This window comes from Burkholderia sp. Bp9090 (assembly GCF_003857985.1).
In the GTDB taxonomy this organism is placed as follows: Bacteria; Pseudomonadota; Gammaproteobacteria; order Burkholderiales; family Burkholderiaceae; genus Burkholderia.
Genome location: NZ_QTPV01000053.1, coordinates 35,782 through 52,978, shown reverse-complemented (window position 1 = coordinate 52,978; position 17,197 = coordinate 35,782). Strand labels below are relative to the sequence as shown.

At 60.1% G+C, this 17,197-nt stretch carries 15 protein-coding genes; 3 read left to right on the top strand and 12 right to left on the bottom strand.

The annotated features are described in order from the left end of the window. Nucleotides 1–61 precede the first annotated feature (61 nt). From DIE16_RS32130 to DIE16_RS32070, 12 genes are all read right to left on the bottom strand, one after another. Complete coding sequence (locus DIE16_RS32130; RefSeq protein WP_260434497.1) at nucleotides 62–442, bottom strand: UvrD-helicase domain-containing protein; 381 nt, start codon at nucleotides 440–442, stop codon at nucleotides 62–64. Beyond that, on the bottom strand, nucleotides 439–2,289 hold the full coding sequence (locus DIE16_RS32125; RefSeq protein WP_124894129.1) for an ATP-dependent endonuclease: 1,851 nt from the start codon (nucleotides 2,287–2,289) through the stop codon (nucleotides 439–441). The genes DIE16_RS32130 and DIE16_RS32125 overlap by 4 nt, the downstream gene beginning before the upstream one ends. A gap of 277 nt (nucleotides 2,290–2,566) precedes the next feature. Next, the gene (locus DIE16_RS32120) at nucleotides 2,567–2,971 is read right to left on the bottom strand and encodes a hypothetical protein (RefSeq protein WP_124894128.1); all 405 of its coding nucleotides are present in this window, start codon (nucleotides 2,969–2,971) and stop codon (nucleotides 2,567–2,569) included. A 444-nt stretch (nucleotides 2,972–3,415) separates the two neighbouring features. Continuing rightward, nucleotides 3,416–4,354 (bottom strand): hypothetical protein, encoded by a 939-nt coding sequence (locus DIE16_RS32115; RefSeq protein WP_124894127.1) that lies wholly within the window; start codon nucleotides 4,352–4,354, stop codon nucleotides 3,416–3,418. Nucleotides 4,355–5,320: 966 nt separating this feature from the next. Then, the gene (locus DIE16_RS32105) at nucleotides 5,321–5,539 is read right to left on the bottom strand and encodes a hypothetical protein (RefSeq protein ID WP_124894126.1); all 219 of its coding nucleotides are present in this window, start codon (nucleotides 5,537–5,539) and stop codon (nucleotides 5,321–5,323) included. A gap of 96 nt (nucleotides 5,540–5,635) precedes the next feature. Further along, on the bottom strand, nucleotides 5,636–6,040 hold the full coding sequence (locus tag DIE16_RS32100; protein ID WP_124894125.1) for a hypothetical protein: 405 nt from the start codon (nucleotides 6,038–6,040) through the stop codon (nucleotides 5,636–5,638). Between the two features lie 403 nt (nucleotides 6,041–6,443). Continuing rightward, on the bottom strand, nucleotides 6,444–6,917 hold the full coding sequence (locus DIE16_RS32095; RefSeq protein WP_124894124.1) for a hypothetical protein: 474 nt from the start codon (nucleotides 6,915–6,917) through the stop codon (nucleotides 6,444–6,446). A gap of 24 nt (nucleotides 6,918–6,941) precedes the next feature. After that, nucleotides 6,942–7,850, bottom strand: coding sequence for a DUF6685 family protein (locus tag DIE16_RS32090; protein WP_124894123.1), 909 nt, complete (start codon nucleotides 7,848–7,850; stop codon nucleotides 6,942–6,944). A 137-nt stretch (nucleotides 7,851–7,987) separates the two neighbouring features. Then, nucleotides 7,988–8,506: an ATP-binding protein gene (locus tag DIE16_RS32085; RefSeq protein ID WP_124894122.1), complete on the bottom strand. Its 519-nt coding sequence runs from the start codon at nucleotides 8,504–8,506 to the stop codon at nucleotides 7,988–7,990. Nucleotides 8,507–8,508: 2 nt separating this feature from the next. After that, nucleotides 8,509–8,916, bottom strand: coding sequence for a hypothetical protein (locus DIE16_RS32080; protein ID WP_124894121.1), 408 nt, complete (start codon nucleotides 8,914–8,916; stop codon nucleotides 8,509–8,511). Between the two features lie 7 nt (nucleotides 8,917–8,923). After that, nucleotides 8,924–10,423, bottom strand: coding sequence for an N-acetyltransferase (locus DIE16_RS32075; RefSeq protein WP_221625289.1), 1,500 nt, complete (start codon nucleotides 10,421–10,423; stop codon nucleotides 8,924–8,926). A 294-nt stretch (nucleotides 10,424–10,717) separates the two neighbouring features. Next, entirely contained in the window at nucleotides 10,718–11,272 is a 555-nt protein-coding gene (locus DIE16_RS32070; protein WP_124894120.1) for a hypothetical protein, read from the bottom strand. 719 nt (nucleotides 11,273–11,991) lie between these two features. On the opposite strand from DIE16_RS32070, the gene DIE16_RS37355 reads away from it, so the two are divergent. From DIE16_RS37355 to DIE16_RS36840, 3 genes are read left to right on the top strand one after another with little or no spacing between them, the layout of a single operon-like run. Next, the gene (locus tag DIE16_RS37355) at nucleotides 11,992–13,953 is read left to right on the top strand and encodes a hypothetical protein (RefSeq protein WP_260434495.1); all 1,962 of its coding nucleotides are present in this window, start codon (nucleotides 11,992–11,994) and stop codon (nucleotides 13,951–13,953) included. Further along, nucleotides 13,947–14,984, top strand: a complete 1,038-nt coding sequence (locus DIE16_RS32060; RefSeq protein WP_124894119.1) for an ATP-binding protein — start codon at nucleotides 13,947–13,949, stop codon at nucleotides 14,982–14,984. Before DIE16_RS37355 ends, DIE16_RS32060 begins: the two co-directional genes overlap by 7 nt. Beyond that, complete coding sequence (locus DIE16_RS36840; RefSeq protein ID WP_185735542.1) at nucleotides 14,977–16,839, top strand: hypothetical protein; 1,863 nt, start codon at nucleotides 14,977–14,979, stop codon at nucleotides 16,837–16,839. Before DIE16_RS32060 ends, DIE16_RS36840 begins: the two co-directional genes overlap by 8 nt. Nucleotides 16,840–17,197: the final 358 nt, after the last annotated feature.

Sequence of the window (17,197 nt, the reverse complement as noted above, 5' to 3'; positions counted from 1 at the left end):
CAGTTCAATGACGGACTGGCGCCGGCGGTTGCGGAAGAAAAACTTAACGCAGTGTCCGGGATCAGTTGACCACTACAAGGAAGGATTCGCCGCCCGTCACTAGGAATGCCGCCCGCGTGGATCGCATTGTCCGATGGCCATGAGGACGGATGATGTTGGTGGTGATAAAGCCGTCCAGTGTGTCGATGTCGACCCTTGATCGGCCAGCGCTAGACGGCAGATTGCTCGTCAGGTCGTCGTAGGTCTTTCGGAAGGTGTCGACGGCGACATTGGAGAACGACAGCAACGCCACGCGGCCGCGCGCCTCGCCGAGATTGCGGCGCATTTGCACGAGGCGGTGAACGGCCGTCTTAGTCTTTCCGCTGCCCGCGCAGGCGATGACGCACAGCGCCTCCATCGGCGCGTCGACGACTTCCTGCTGGTCTGGTGTCAGCTTGCTCATTTCTTTGGTGTCTCCGCCTTTCTACAAGCATGCTGGATGGCTGCCTGGATGTAGGTCGGCACGGTGAAGGCCACCTTGTCGTCCGAAATGACCTGGGCCAGCGATTGAGCGAAGCCACCTTTCTGGACGTTGTTCTTCGGGCGTTCGAACATGCCGCAGAACAATGCCTTGGCCTTGGCCGCGTCGCCCACTTCTGCATCGACCGTGGCAGCCAACGATTTGGCGATCCTGGGATGCAGTTCGGCCAACGCAATAAGCATGGCTGTGCGATTGGCCGACTCCAAGGCTAGGTCGTATTCGAACGTCTTTAGGCCGTGGAAAACTTTGACGTAGGTGTCCTCGCGGTTCTTCATCTTGGCAGTATTGGGCGACAAGGTTATGACGTCGCCGGGCGCCGGATACACCGGCTCGGGGTCGGCGTCCTGACTTTCATCGACTGGCTCGTCAGCTGCTGGGGCGGCCGACGATAACGGAGACGTGCCACCCACAGCCACAGCCACCGCTCCCGCCGACGCTGGTTGAGTCTCGGGGGGTACCGGGTCGGCGTCGGTGAGGATGGCCACGGGAATTTTCAGCGCATTGTCCCCAAAGAGCGGAAGGAACGAGTCGAAGTTCAGACCCTCGACACTGATGAGGCTCACGCCATGCTGGCGCAGGTCACATCCGATGCGCCTGGCTAGCGCGTTGACCATCATCAGCTCAGCCGCGCCCTCAACAAAGATCACACGGCGCGCGAAGAAGAGTTCGGCGCGCGTGACATCGAGGTACCGCTCTAGCTTCTCGCGCCGACCCTTCTCGAAAACGACGCTGCGCGGGAGAAAAATCTCGACCGCGGTACCTGTGTCGACCAAGCAGACTAAGCTGTTAAGGTCGGCGATGCTGGCAAAGTTCGGTGAATGGCTGGTCACAAAACGCTGGACGGGCTTCTCGCCTTCGACGGATTGGATGGACTGCAGGTACTGCAGCAGCACGGCCTGGAGCTGAGGATGTAAATGCGCCTCGGGCTCCTCGACGATCAGGCCGCGATAGCAAGAATCGGGGTTCTTGGTCAGCTCGCTCAACACGACCGCCATGTAGATCAGGTTGTTGAAGCCCAACCCATTCTGCTCAATTTCGAATGCATCCACTAGCAGCGACAGTCGAGACTTTAGGCTCTTGAAGTCGCTGGCACTCAGGCCGACTTCCAGCAGCTGCGCGAGTTGCGGACCCAGCATCGTCTTGTGCCGGGTGTTGATCGCGTTATGCGTGTTCGCGATGGGAAGGTGCTCCTTCAGTTTCCCATCGAGCTCCTGCAGCGCCTTGTTGATACCTTCAATACCGGACTCGTCTGCTAACAGTTGTAGCAGTCGCGCAAGCTGGCTGGTCCGGCCGGGTTTCAGGCCTTGCGAGGCATCGCGTAGCGGTGGAAGGTATACCCCACGCAGGTTTTCCATCATGTCGGCCGTCAGCCCAACGTCCTCGTGCTCGCCGCACCACCGCTTGGCACGCAGGCGGCCAGCCTTGTCGGCGTCCGAGTAGCGAATTTTAATGTGGGCTTCCAGACCATCGGCCGCGTCGGGCACCAGCGCGGCTAGAAAGTCGGCTTCGTCGTCGAGGCTAAGCCCGCTGAACACATACTCGAATACGATGTCACCGGACGGCGTGCCATCGTGGGGGCGGTGTACATCCTCTTCGCCGAGGCGCGGATAGGGCTCATCATGACCGGCCAGCAGCGCGCGCAAGGCGTCGACCACTGCCGTCTTGCCGACGTTGTTGCCGCCGACCAAGACGTTCAGTCCGGCTTGAAATGACAACTCCGCGTACTTCAGCTTGCGGAAGTTCTTGATCACCAGTTTGGATAGGTGCATTTTTCCCCCGTGTCGTGCATCTTATCGTGACAGGCGGCCACTAGCGGCTGAGTTCAGCTTCTCTTGGCAGCGCAAAGTGTGTTGCATCCGCGGGTGGATTCCGGAGTCGGTAGCAGGCGGCTACCGCTCATACAGTCCTCCAGCGCTTGTCACTTACAACTGACCTTGAATAGCTCTTTGGCCTTGCTCAAATCGTTGAGGTGTACGAGCCCCGTGCTGACGTTTACGTCTAGTCGGGACGACCCATCGAATCAGAAAACCGCCCGAACCTGAGAAATCAAAAGTTTGCCTTGCGTTCCACGAGAAGTGCCGACTTGTCTTCGATGACCTTGGCACTCATCTCGAAACCTTTGAATAGCCGATACAGCGGCTGAAGCGATTGAGCGAGCAGTCCTCCGATTGCAGACGGCGGCGTACTCAGGGGTACGGACTGGTGCACCGTGATGGCGTCTTGCCGCGCCTTTCTACCAGGTGAAATGACACCGCCGAGACGGTCGTACCATGCGACCAACTCACGATCGCGAAGGCCCGACCAACGGAAAGCAAATTCCAGCGTACAGTCGTCCTCTGGGCATCCCATCGCCTTGGCAATGGCCAGCCCCACGGCGATAGCCTCTGCGCAGTCGTAAATTGGTATCGCATAATCAAAGGCGACGCCCGGCATGGGGCTGTAGTTGGTCAATTGCAGATCGTCGTACAACGCGCGCAACCGTAGAGCAAAATAAAGTCGTCACCGTTTGCGAAGCAAAAATGTCAATTCGCCGACCGTTTTCGAGCGAGGATGCGAAACCCTCGGGAATCCATGAGGTTGGAGGTTGCGCATTAAAGTTGTCACCGGCCACTGCCTCGCGAAGCCCGGTGTCAACTCCACGTGGCTCCGCTGCAGCGAGGACGGTCGTGCTTACGCGTTGGGTAGATCGCCAGTTTGAAGCGGCGATCATGTCGTCGTGATAAAGCAGGCTTATCTCGTTATCACACCGTTCGGCGACGTCGGCAAGCAGCCACCCGTGACATCGAGCGGCGGTTGTGGAGCCGCGCGAAGGGCTCTTTGCGACCCCAAAGGGACAGTCAGGTTTCCCGATAGCAGACGTCCGCAGCGCGGCTATCTGCCATTTCAGATGTTGTATCAGGACTCGTCTTTCCCTTCCTCATCTTGCCACGACGAGCACGTCAGGCACCGGTTGTATTCCTCATCGATGACGTTCCCAGGACAGCCCGCTTTGGTGCAGTCCTTACGAGCTACGCTATGTGTTTGAACACATACGGGGCAATACAAGTTGGTTGAATCCGGGGCCTTCGGCCTCAGAACGGCTAGTTTATGCTCAAAACCGGCGTCCGTATTGGCGTCGTAAAGACATTCGGGGCAGAGGTACAGGCGCTGCCTCTTGTCGATTCCTAGGTATGCCTCTACCTTTGCTGGTGGTAGTAGCTTCACAACGATCGACGCTTCCCAGCAAGTCGTGTTCGTTGCGAACTCCTCTGCCCCGAGCTGAGAGCTTGGCGCGCGCCGCAGAAATTCTCTGCGAATCTTGAACCAGCTCTCGTCGGGAAACAGAGCTTTATGCATATACAGCACACTGTCGACAACCTCTGCGACGGGCACAGAAACGTTCTTGCCGGCTGAATGCATAACTACATTTCGTACCGCCCGGAGGTTGTGAAATATTTCGACGAAGCTTGCGTCGAATGCCGTATGCGCAAATGTGTCATGCACTCGGATAAGGTCTTGAGCATCGATGGTTCTGAATAGCTCAAAATCAATCGCACTTCCTTCGTACGGCGAGGGCCATCGGGACGGAGAGTCTGATATCAAGAGGTATGGAGAAACCTCAACGATCCGTCCTTTGATGATTAGCTCTACGGCCTGTTGCACAATCGTCAGTGCCGTCGTCAGCGTGCGCTTCGCGGCCGCCCAATACGCGTCCGATATTTCTGTTTCGTCGTATCCGTAATAGTCTGCCTGGCCGAACTCTATGAGGAGATTCGCCGTAGTGTCCCAAGCAAAATTCAAGAGCTCTTTCCCCGACGTATAGTAATCGGCTGAAGTCGGTATATTCGTAATCATCTCTCTTTCGCCTACCAATAGTCTTGTTATGAGCTGACGCTGCACGGCGGTCTGTCGAGTGGCCGAAACTGAAATCTTTCACGCCCTGGCTCAAGTGGCACCTGCCTGCCGTGGAAAAGGAGGTCGGGCAGTTCAGATCGGGAGAGCCACTTCATCTTCTTTTCGAGCTTACGATCGTATTGCCAGTCATTGGGCTCCGAGGCCTGAGTCTCGCGGGCACATTGTTAGAGGAAGCACCTAAGCTCACCAGCTAGCCGAGTCTTTGCGCGGTTCGTAGTCGTTGTCGACCTTGCTCTAGTTCAAATCACATATAGCGTCAGGCCGCGCTGATTGTCAACGATTCAGATGGCGGCGTCGAGTGCCGTTTATGGCCGGAAGCCGTCAGTAGCGGCCGAGCCGCCACCGCCCATGCAGTCGTCAAGGGCGTGTCCGGGGCGGGGCGTCGCGACTGAACGATTCGCATACCGAGAATCGTATATAAATCATGCCTCTACGGTCGTGCAGGGGAGTGTACGACGCGAATTGACGACTTTGCTTCGGACATAGACGAAGTGACGAAATTATTTCGGTGAGATTGTCGATAATGTCGTCAACTCGGGCGCCAAGAGCCACGTGCGACGGGCACCTCGAATTGACATCTTTGCTTTGCTCTACGCAAGCTGGCGCTATATCCCGATCACGTGTTCGCCAAACCAGTCGTTGAACGCCACATAGCCGCCGATCGTGCGGCCGAGCCGCTTCGCGTTGTCGAACGCGCGCACCAGCATCCAGCCGGCATCGGCGGCACGAACGTCGGCGCGACGAGCGGCGGGCGGGCGTCGCCGGCGTCGAGGTCCAGCTAGCGTCATCGGTTACCGGCACGAAGCGCTCGTTGTTGCCCTTCCCGATCACGCGCAGGATCCAGGCGTCGTCGAACGCCCCGGCAAGGTCGGTGCGCATCAGACCGTCGGTGGCCGCCCCGGCGAACTAGGCGCGACGCAACCCGGTCGCGTACGCGTACAGCAGCAGAAACGCATCGCGCGCGGTCGTTGCGGCATCCGTCGCTGCCTCGCCCGAAACGTCAAAGGAGGACACAGGCCGTAATACAGTCTGCAGCACGAACTGGCACTGCGCGCGTGTAATCGCGCGGCCGGTTGCGTCGAGCGCGACGAAGGGCGCCGCCGGAAGGCCGGCGAACGAATTCATGCGCAGATACTGCTGGCTGACCAGTCACCTGCTCAACGCGTTCAGGAACGTCATGAACACGGCCCGTCACAAATCCGTGTTGTTGTCCCGACGGCGTCAAAGCTTCTCTAGCTCAACCGGCACGAAAAGTACGATCGCGAAGTATCCTGTCTTCGTCGTGAGCGAACCGTCGGTCCACCCTTTCGGCACGTGAATCAACGCAAAGGCGCTGTTGTAGATACCATCGACAGGAACGTCCACCTTCTTTTTGGTGAACGACTCGAGATCCGCTTTCGTGAACGGTCTCAGATCACCTTTCGTCGGCACCCAAGTTCCGGAGTGGAACTCCGACAACGTGTACTTGCCATCTTTGACATCGACTTTCACAAACGGCTCCACTTTACCGTGGTCCTCAACACCGTACGTTCCAACGATACTGTCGGTGTTGTCGGTGCCGTCAGTGCTGTTATGGCATGCGGCCGCGCACAGGGTTAGAATCGCCGCACAAAATAGTTTCTTCACTATCGATTTCCTCGATGTCGTTGGCATCCCTCAACCTGCGATTGTCGATCCTGGTCCAGTCACCACAACTTGCCATCCCGCTATCGCGAAAATCATGGCGCAGCCCGGTTGAAACCAATCCGCCTTCCGATCGTTCAATAGTGAATCGCAGACAATGCCGCCGGGAGTTGAAATGCAAATCCGCTAGCGATTAGTCCAACGCCCGTTCTAGATATCCACCTGTACCGACGGATCTGGTCCGTTTCCTCCATTTCGGCATATCCACCGGAATTCAAAACGCGTATGTTCGGCAACCCGAAAAACAATGTGATCAAGGCACCGAGAAATCCTGCACAAAGACCGACGACGTTCAAATATGGAGCGATCCAATTCATAATTTATAAACTTTTACAGGCACCCAAAACTACTTTTCGTCAACCAACAGTGTGATTTTTCGCTTATCGCACCACTCTCTCAGTCGTTGATTGAGACAATCAACGAAATAGTGCCCACCTCCACGGACGGGATGCGACGTTGAACTGAGAGTTGTGATCGACTCAAGTACATCGGGTGATTTATCCAACCAGTTCTCAAGCAAGTCGACCAATCGATCAGAAATCCAAGGAGATAGTTTTGCGCGCGCTGACTTGATTACATAAACATAGTCAACATGAGCTACCAGAATCTCGGGAACGTCTTCGTCCCAATCGAATGCAATCCGGACGAAACCGATTGGAAACTCAGACTTGTCGCTTTGAATATGATAGCAACGCGACGGACTGTCGGGTACCTTGAAAAGATACTGGCTAGGTGCGATAGCATCCTCTGAAAAGAGGTTCGCATTGGCCTTTCTCACACTCTTGCGCACCGGGCCGTCCAGTTGATACGCAGTTGTCATACGCTTCTTCCTACTTCGATAAAGTTATACCCATTGGGGCGCCTGGACGCCTACGGGAAACGCAGCTGGAAAACGGCGCGACAAAGCTGCGCGATGCTCTTGTTGTTCACGAACCAGCCCCTCAAACCAACTGTTGATCCGGGGCATGCCCGCGCTCTCAAATTGCTCGAGTACCACTGCACTCGCGTCCCCTACTTCGGGGACAAGTAGGAGTTCAGTGGCACGCGCGAGTCCGCTTGGAACTTGAAGCGTGTACGAGCTGCCAAGCATCTGAGCGACCAAATGCGAAATTGCATTTGCTGTGTTAAGCGGAATCGAAATTGGGGTGAAGCGCTCAAGAAGCCATCGGACCGCCGGCACGTTTAGTTCGATGACTTCAAGCTTTGCTCGCAGAGGTACGCACATCTTGATTTCGCTTGCGATGTAATGTGCACCCGCGAAATGATGCGAGCCGCCGGCATTGTAGAGAAACAAGCGGCCGTCCCACAGGCGCACGCCGACCGCATCACCAGGTTCCCTCCGCAAAATGCGAACCTCTCGGTGAGAAAGCATTCGCGAGAGACCCGCCACATCGACACTCTCTTTGTCATAGGTCGAAAAATCTCGGCCGAATGCCTTAACCGACGCGAAGTAGCGATCAGATGACTTGCTGTTACCGATGCCTTCGATGTCGGCAATGTCGAACTCAAACCCTTCAACGCCGCGACGTTGCGTGAGGCGACCATCTGGACATGCGAGCCGGCATCGCCGCAGGCCGCTGGACGTCCGCACCAATCCGCCAATCTCGAACTGGGCACCGTCCCAGCTGTCGAGCCATTCAACGTGACGGATCGAGTTGCCGAAGATGCCTTCCCCTCGTATTTCCAACGGTTTCGGGAGGCTTCCGCTGTCGATAGCATGAACGTGCTTCTGTAGGTCAATCCATGCCGACATCCTCGCACGATCGGCTATCGGCGGTCGGTTCAATTGCCGCCGCCACCATGGCCAGCGATCTGGCCGCGCGACTGCCCAAGGAATTTCAGCTGCGTCGTTCTCACCGCGCAGCCATTCGCATTGCGCTGTCACGTGCATCAGCCAGCCAGCGCGGCCCGGAATGCTTGCTCGGTTGGTGTATCAAGCACCTCCAGCCTCAAGCCCAACTTGGCGCACACCACCTCGGCTTGCCGCCGCTCAGCATCCTGGAACGCCTCGATATCGCTCTCGATCCGCGCCACGCCATCGCGGGCATGGAGTCGTTCAGCGATAAGCCGAACCGGTGCAGCGATGAGAATCACCGCCTCGAGGTTCAAATCCGCGAAGACATCGGCGCCGAGCAAGATCAAGTCGTCGTTCTTGCCACGAAGCACGAAGTGCCCATCCAACAGCAATCGCTTCCCGTCGTCGTTAATCCGCTTCACGGCCGCGATCAGCGCTTGCTGATTTCTGTCAGCATCGGCGACTCGTTTGTCATCGGTCCAGTTTTCACGGCCGAGTTCTTGCTTGATCAGGGTACTTGCCGAAGAGTGAACCCACTCGCCAGATTCAGCGGCTGGCTTGCACAAGTAGGTCTTCCCAACGGCATGAACGCCAGCAACGAAGGTATTCTTCATCCTCACTCCCCTGGAAACAGTCGCGCCATCACCTGCGAAAACTCTTTAGGCGAGAGGTACTGATACGATTGCGGAGGCTTGAAATCCGGGAACAACTCCTTCGGATCAACCGGTACGCGCGCGACCTTCACACTGCTGATCAGGATGCCAAATGCTTGGGCCTTCCCGTGGAAATAGCTGACTAGCTCGTCCCGGTCGAGTCCACCACCATACTGCTGTGCGAGCTCCCACAGACCTTCGGCGTCTCGTTCCTCGACACGATCGACGAACGCCACACCCACGAGCTGTTGCACTGGCGACGACGAATAGAGAACCATTGCCCCAACCCCCGCCGGCCAGCTTCGCCGAAACTCCACTCGCTTCGCACCAGCGAGGATCAGATCGCAAAAACGCGGCTTGATCGAAAGCAAGGCTGCCCTACCGCCCTGCGGCTGCGAGGATTCTGGAAAAAGTGTCATCGTCGATTTGGCGGGTAGTTTGAATATTTCCGCGCACCTGTCGCGGAATTTGGTTTCGGGGAACAGCATGGTCAAAATGCTCAATCGTGCGGAAGAGCATGACTCGAACGCCGGTCGGATGGCGTGCCATCTGGGCGATCTCGGTGTCCGTGTACACGGTACGTCGACTAACGAGCTGAGCAATCCGGTTGGGGTCGTTAAGCGTGACAAACGCCTCCACGACCACCAGTGTCGTAATCGCCTTCCAGTCATGGCCACGGTAAAACAGCACAACATCGCCGCGCCGGATTTTCTTTGACGGTGTGTGCGAAAGGTAAGCGAGCTTGATCGCGTTGCCAACGTGTTCACCATGACCACGAGGCCGTTGCCCGTCATTGCCGGGATGGTCCGGAAACAAGACGGTGTGATACCGCGGTTTAATCGGAATGATGAACTTCCGGATATCCTGATCGGAACGGTAGTGAGGATAGTACTCGCGCGTGTACTCAAACCGATCAACGGCCTCGCGGTCCGCGACCGGAGCTGCACTCGGATGGCGCTTAACGTAGACGCCGTCACCGTTACGACTACCCGCGCGATAGAAGCCAAAGTCTTGCAACAGCGCGATCAGTTCCGGGTGACCGAGGTCGGGGTTGGCGTTTTCTCGTACCTCAATAAATATGTGCTCGCACGCGTTCGCAGTTGCGTAGCGAAACGCCATCTTCAGAAACAGCTCACCGATCTTGCGACCGCGGACTCGCTCGCCGACCTTGAAGGTGCAGAGCTTCAGCGCCCGACCCTGGAGCCGCTCGTTCGTATCCGTGACTTCCTCATCGGTCTGAACATCGTAGATACAAATGGCAGACAGATCGTTCGCCGGCGGGTGACGATAGATCCAGGCCTGCCGGCCTTCCCTTGCCTTCTCACGAAACCATTGGTCGAAGGGCGCGTATCCATTCCGCAGGCTTTCGAAGAAAGGGGCACCCAGTTGGTCAGTCAACTCATTCAGCTCAACCTCGACGATGTCCGGAAGCTCGACGGTCGCCGGTTCGTGAAGTCGACTGAGCAGGTCCTCGATTGTTTGGATGAAGTAGACCCGATTTGCCAGCCCTCGGGCGAACGCCTTGGCGTGCAATCCGCGATCTTCCGTCACCAGTACGTGCGCCGCGTCCCGCTGCAGGGCATACAGGATCGAATTGTCACACTGGTCGTTCGGGGACAGCCCTGCGTCATTGTTCCAAGGGCACGCGGGCCCCTCCGGCAAGCGACGGTACTGATTGAGCCTCGCGAGCGTCCGTGCGCGCCTTTCCGGATCGCGGTCACGCTCGATGTCTCTCACTGAAGCAGGATGGTAGACAAGCCGATGGCGGCCGTTGCACATCTCGATCACGTGCGCCAGGTTCGGTCGAAGCACGGCAAGGGAGTCCTGAAGCGGAATCAGGATATTGGTGTCCAGCAAGATTCGCAGTTGCAGCGGCACTTATGACCTCTCGTTTTATCGGTTCTTCTTTGCCATCGCCGCACCGCCGAATTGCCCGCCCAAAACGAAGACGCCACCTTTCGGTGGCGCCTAGTTTGGACAGAATGACCTACGGTCGGCTACGATTCCGATTCCGATTCCGCAGTGCGTCGCGTGCGCACTCGCACTTTCGCGCGATACGTTTCACGAGCCGTCTTTTCCGTCAGTGCGCCGCTCTCGGCCGCCGCCTCCGTACGCTGGAGGATCATGGCAACCCCGCGCTTCTGCAGCGCTATCACCTTCGGGCGTAGCTTGCTAGATGCGTTCAAAGCCATAGAAACCTCCTTCGTCAGATGCGGGCCGGGTCACGCAGCGAAACGATACCCCAAATTCGCCACGCTCGAATTTCCTAGCCAACCTATTATATAGCGCGTCAAGTTTACCTGTCTGCGGCATATAGAAGTACTGCGTCGTCTCTGGGAATGCGTCGGCATGGCCAATTAGTGCCACAACAAGCGCTTCGCTAAATTGCCAAATCATCGCCGGATCTGGCAGTGGCCACTCGGACGGGTAGAACATCGTCTCCTGATTCGCCTCAGCCCGAAAAAACTTTACCAGCCGGGACTGCGGAGCCGGAACGAATCCGCCGTTCCACGCGACCGCCGTATCCTGAATGTACTGTTCGTCATGGCCCGCATACGTCATGACGTCGGCAAAAAACACCAGGTGACGCGTTCCTGCAAAGTTGATCCCGCTCGCCTCGGTCCCTGCATCGACTGCAACCGGCCCCGCGACGCGCAAGAGATCCACGCCCCCAACACCGGGCGGAAATAGCGTCGCCAACAAGGCGTCGCTCACGTACTCGATCATCGAACTGAACACTCCACTCGCAAGATCCGAAGCATTTTCTCATCTAGTAGCGCGAGTCAAGCCCGAATTCAGCAGCGCATTTGCTCTGCCCGACCGCAAATACCGCCGGTAGCGCCCCAAAAAGTGCGGCCCGCCTCAATCTTGGCGTGGACTATATCCAGTGTGCCACACACTCCGCGGCCGGCGGCCTCCCGCCTCCGCTCGCCCGCCGCTCCCCTTACTGACACTGGTAGCGCGCCAACTTAGCTCTTTCTTGAACACCTTCAAGAGGTCCATTCCTCATCCGAAAGGACCTGATCATGGTGCGATTCCGCCGCTTCCAGCGCGTCTTGCGTACGACCGTCAATCCGCTCCTGACCTTCGTGCTTGTCACGTGGCAGTTGATCGAGCTCCTGCAACGCCACGGCGTGCTCTGAGCCCGGCGCGCCCCGCCGACAGGCAGGGCGCGCCCAACAACTACGGCCAGACCGCGCGGGGCAAACGCTTGCACAACTAAATCTGTAACCAATCCGGTGCGGCGCAGCATTTCCGGCAATCCCTTGATCTACAAGGCGAAGCGGCCGGATGCGATTTCAACTAAATCTGTAACTATCGCGTCCGCGACGTCAACTAAATTTGTAACGTACTGCGCGATTTCAACTAATCTTGTGTCGTAATGGTCGACGCGCTGGCGGAGGCGACCGATGGCACGACGCTCACGCTTACGGGCAGGCGGTTCCTTGAACGACGGCACGGGATTGAACGACGTCGATCTTGCCGCTTGGCCGTCGATCGACGAGTTCGCGCTTTCCGCCGAGCGACGCGCGCTCTATCGGCGACGCGAGCGCGCGATCCGCCTGTATCTAAACGGCGCGACCGACCGCCAAATCCAAGCGGCCTGCAGCCTGGGCCGCGTCCAGACGTACCGGCTGCTGACCGAGCGCTGCCTCAAAACGCACGCGGATGGCCGCGTCAACGGCTGGCGAGGCCTCCTGCCATATACCCGCGTCAAATCCTACGAACGAACTGCACCGCTCAAGCTCAACGCCTGGAGCGGCGGAGCCGTGGGAGCCTTGCAGTGGGTGTTCGAGTCGCCTGCGGGGCATGGCCTCGAAGAGCGCCTGCGTGAGCGGATACTCGGCAAACGTAGTGACCTAGAAGCCTCGCGTCGGCCGCGCATGGCGGTGTTCCGCTGGTTTCTGGCCGAGCTGCGTGCACGCGGTTTCGAGCGTCGCGGCGAGTGGCCGTTCAATGTCGAGAAACGCGGCTACGTCACGCTCGCCCGCTACATTGATCGCGTTCTTGCCGAGCATCCCTCTCGGGCGCGCCAATTGGCCGGCGGAGCCGAGGCGGTGCGCAAGGCGCGCGCCGGCGACGGTACGCGCCGGCCACCGCTGGCGCCGTTCGACCGCGTCGAGTGTGATGCGCACAAGCTCGACGCCCGTATGACAGTACTGGTGCCGTCACCGCATGGCGGCACCGAGCCGCGCCTGATCCACCGCCTGTGGGTTGTGGTGTTAATCGAGGTCGCCTCGCGCGCGGTGCTAGGCTACCACCTGAGTCTGCGGCGCGAGTGCGCAGCCGAGGACGTGCTGCGCGCCGTGCGTTGCGCGCTCGTACCGTGGATGCCGCGCGACCTGCAGTTCAGCGACGACGCCTATGTGCCGGGTGCTGGCTTGCCGTCGTATCGTCTTCCTCCGCTAGCCGGCGCGTGCTGGAACGAATTCAGCGTCGACGGCGCGCTGGCCAACATCTGCGCGCGCGTCGAGGGCGTGCTGCGCGACGTGGTGGGCGCGACGCTCGTCAAGCCGCAAGATCCGGCGAGCTACAGCTGCCGACGCAGCAAGGACGACCGTCCGTTCGTGGAATCTTTCTTCGGGCATCTGGCCGCCGGCGCCTTTCACCGGCTCGCAACCACGACCGGCAGTTTGCCTGCCGACAAACGCGGCGCCGATCCCGACGCGGCCGCGCTCGCCACGCAGTTCCAGCTCGAGTACGCGCAGGAACTGCTGGACACGCTGATCGCCAACTACAACGCCACGCCGCATTCGGGACTAGGATACCGCAGCCCGCTCGAGCAGCTCGAACGATTGATGGCCGAGCGCGCGTGGACGCCCCGTGTGGCTGATCCGGAGGCGGTCCGCAGAATAGTCGGCGTGCGCAAGCTCTGTACGCTGCTCGGCGGCGTCAAGACCGGCCGCCGCCCGCATTTCAACTTCGCCAACGCCCGCTACTCGGCCGAGTGGCTGTGCCTGCGTACCGATCTGCTAGGCCAGGCTTTCTGGTTGCAACTCGACAATGAGGACGATGCGCGCTATGCCGCCGTGTCGACCCAGCGTGGGCAGTTCGTGGGCGTGGTGCGCGCTGCACCCCCATGGCACCGCACGCCGCATTCGCTGTACGTGCGCGAGGCAATTCGCGCGCTCGAAAAACGCCGGCTGCTGCATCTGGCGAACCACGGCGACGCAGTCGAGGCGTTGATCCGGTACGCGGAAGCGGCGCCTGCGGGCAAACTGCCGGTACACCCCGCCTATCTTGAGGCGCGGCGCATCCTTCAGCAGCACGCGGAGCGGCTCGCCGGGCAATCGATGGTGAGCCTCGCCAAACGCCCCGAGGAGGCTGCCGTCGCCACGGCACCCGTGGCGCAGGAGCCGCGTCCTCCCGCGCCGTTGCCACCGATGCGGAGAGCGCAGCAATGGTGACATTTCCCGGGCCTGCGGAACCGCTCGTAGCCGCCCATGTGCCACGCGATCACCCGGTCGTCACGCGCGACTATTCGTTGTTCACGGTCGCGATTCACGACATGGTCGAGCGTATCGGCACCTGGCTGGACGACCAGATCGACGGCGCGACTATTTTCGGGCCGTCGCGCTTCGGCAAGTCGAGCGCCGTCGACCACTGGCTGCAGCGGCTGCTGTCCGAGCGCTACGGCGGTTATGTGCCGCTCGTCGTCTGGAGCCATACGGACTCAGGCAGCGCAACGGCCGTGGGACGCTTTTACGCGCACCTGCTCGAGGCCAGCGGGCACCGGCTGGCGCAGGCGCGGCGCAGCCCGCTCGAGCGCCAGACCATGCTTGTCGAGCGCTGGATCGAGCTTGCCGCGCAAGGCGGTGGCCGCTTTCTCGTGCTCGTGATCGACGAAGCGCAAGGCATGAGCCAGCGCGAATGGCTGTGGCTCGTCGAACTGCATAGCCTGCTCGAAAAGCAGCGCATTCGCTTGTGCGTATTCTCGATCGCGTCGCTGCAGTTCTTCGACGAACCCCTTGGCATGGCACTGGCTGGGGGTGCTCATGTTGCCGCGCGCTTCATGCTGGCGTCCGCCCCGTTTCACGGCGTGCGCACGGTAGACGAACTCGCCTATGTAATGCGCGGCTACGACGAGGGTAGTGAATGGCCGGCCGGTTCCGGTTGCTCGTTCACAGCAGGCCTGGCGCCACGTCCGTGGGCCGGCGGGTTCCGGATGGCAGATCAGGCCGAGGCACTGATGCTGGCGATGCAGGACGCCTTGCCGCCGCGGTACGCGGGACCGGTCGATTTCCCGATGAAAACCGTCGCGCACGCGTGCCGGCACGTGTTGCTGCGCGTCGCCAGCGGCGCGGACGTTGACTCAGAGACATCGACCACGGCCTGGCAATCCGCCGTCGAGAATGGCGGCCACCGCACGCTGATGGCGCTGGTGTCGGCGACCGCGGCACTGCGCGGCGCAGGTCGCCGAGAATCCGGCCATGCCTGAGGTCCGCTTGACGTGGCACACCGGTAGTGTGCTGCCGTACGCGTCGCTCTGGCACACGGTGCTACGCGCCTGTGCACTCAATGCGCTGCATCCGCGCGACTTACCGTCGTGCCTGGCTCGCCCGCCCGCTAACGTAGAGTTGATCGAGAACCGCGGTCATGTTGACGAGACGGCATTCGCGCTCGCACTTGGCGAGTCGCCGACTGCCTTTCGGTGGTCGTCCCTCGGAGCGCTCCCACCTTGGCTGGATTGCGCGCTCGTTGTGCCGCGGCCGCGACTGTGCCTGGCCTGTCTGGCGGCTGGCTACCATGCCGCGCTGTTTTCCATCGCGCTGCTCGATACGTGCCCGATTCACGGTGTACCACTCGTCGATCGCTGCCACTGTGGAGCGCCATTTCCTGCGAGGTTGCGCTCGCTGACCGACTACGGGACGGCAGGCAGTTGCCGATGCGGTCGACTGCACTTTTTTACCCGCGACACTTGCCGTCAGCCTGTGCTCACCCCGGCCGCGACCCGCTGTCTCGATCCAGTTGCCGCTTGGCTGGAAGCGATGTCGAGCCTGATCCGCCCCGCTCGACTAGAGGAGGCCTTGCGTCAACCAACGGCCGACAGCATCGCATGGCTGGCCGCCGCTGCAGACAAACTCGGCGTGCCGTTTCCCGCCTGTTTCCGGACGATTCCCTCGATCCGTGCCGCGGCAGTAGCGTACGGCACCCGGGTTCCCGCAGTACCGTTGCGTCGTCCCGTGTCGCAGGAAACCGTCGCACGAAACTATGAGCGGACGTCGTATTGGCCGACGACGCCCGCCATCACGGTTTACCGAGCGCTCGCCCGCCACGTCCGACGACATCTGGCACCCGGCAGCGCGCGTTGGGTGGCTGGTTTCATCGACGCCTGCGATTCGCTGGTGATTGCAGAGCAGGTGGCCGGTAGCCACCACGCGCGTCAAGCCTTTGTCGAGTTGCTCTGGGGGCGTGCGACCGAGTCCGGCATCGAACAGCGGCGCTGGCCCGATCGGCCGCCGCCGGAGGGGGTTAGAGCGAATTTCATCGAGCCTGTGGCAGCCGATTGCCTAATCCGAGGCGCAACGGGTGTCGAGGCCGAGGCCCGACACTGGCTCGCTTGCCATGCCGCGCGCGTGAGCCTCGGTGCCGCTTGGCGCAACGCGCAAGCGCGCGCGACGGCTACTGCGCGATCCGGTGTGGCCGACTGGTCGGCCACCGCATCCATCACGTCCTGGCGCGACAGCGCTTGGCTTGCGCGCGTGACGCCCGCCGGGCTTGCCTTCGTCTCCTCAAGCCAGGCGAACTGGGCAGCAGCGAACCATGTCGACAAAGCGACGCGTCAGGCGACCGATGCGGCCCGCCGACAGGTGCGTCGAGACACGATGTGGGCGGCCAGCCGGGGCGCGTGCCTGACCTGGTCCGACGACGTTGGATGGCACGTGATCGACTCGATCGCTCCAGCCGATGGCGATCTGCGGCGGCGCAGACTATTGGGGCTGCCTGCTGGACGCCCTTCGTGCTGGCTCTATCGGTCCGCCGACGGCCGCTTTGTCGCGCGCGTGGACGGTGCCCGGTTGCAGGTGCTGGCAGCCACGCCCACCGCAGCGATCATGACGCTCCGACGTTGTGCGACGGACTATCGCCGGATCTGCCAAGTTGCGTTGCCGCCCGCGGCGTCGGTACCGCTTGTTGTGCCCGAGCCGCTCACGGCACGATCGGCGGCCGACTATCGGTTTTTCGTCGCATGTGTGCGGGGCGCGCGAGGGTTCTGGGACGACGCGAGCAAGCTAGCCGAGGCGGCACGTTGCTATCGTCTCGCGCAGGCGCAGGTAGTACGTGCTGAACCATGATGCGTAGAGGTTCCTGTACCGCTAGAAACTGTCCGAATTTTTGTGGGCGAGGCGGTTGAACGACAGGTTATCGGCGGCCTACCGATGACCGGTGGTAACAAAATTAGTTGAAAACTAGTAACAAATTTAGTTGTGTAAGCGCACGAGCCTGGGCCGTCCGCTCGATGTCCCGAAATGAAGGGTAACATAGCCCTTACTATGTTCCCCTTCACTCCCGGCGGCTGACTAACGCGATATCAACGACGCGAAATCCCCTGTCGTCCCCTCTCAACCCAACAATTCGATGAGCCGAGTCGGATGTTGATACGTATCAACAACACGCTGAGCGAGCAATTTCGCCTGCATTTCAACGTCGCGC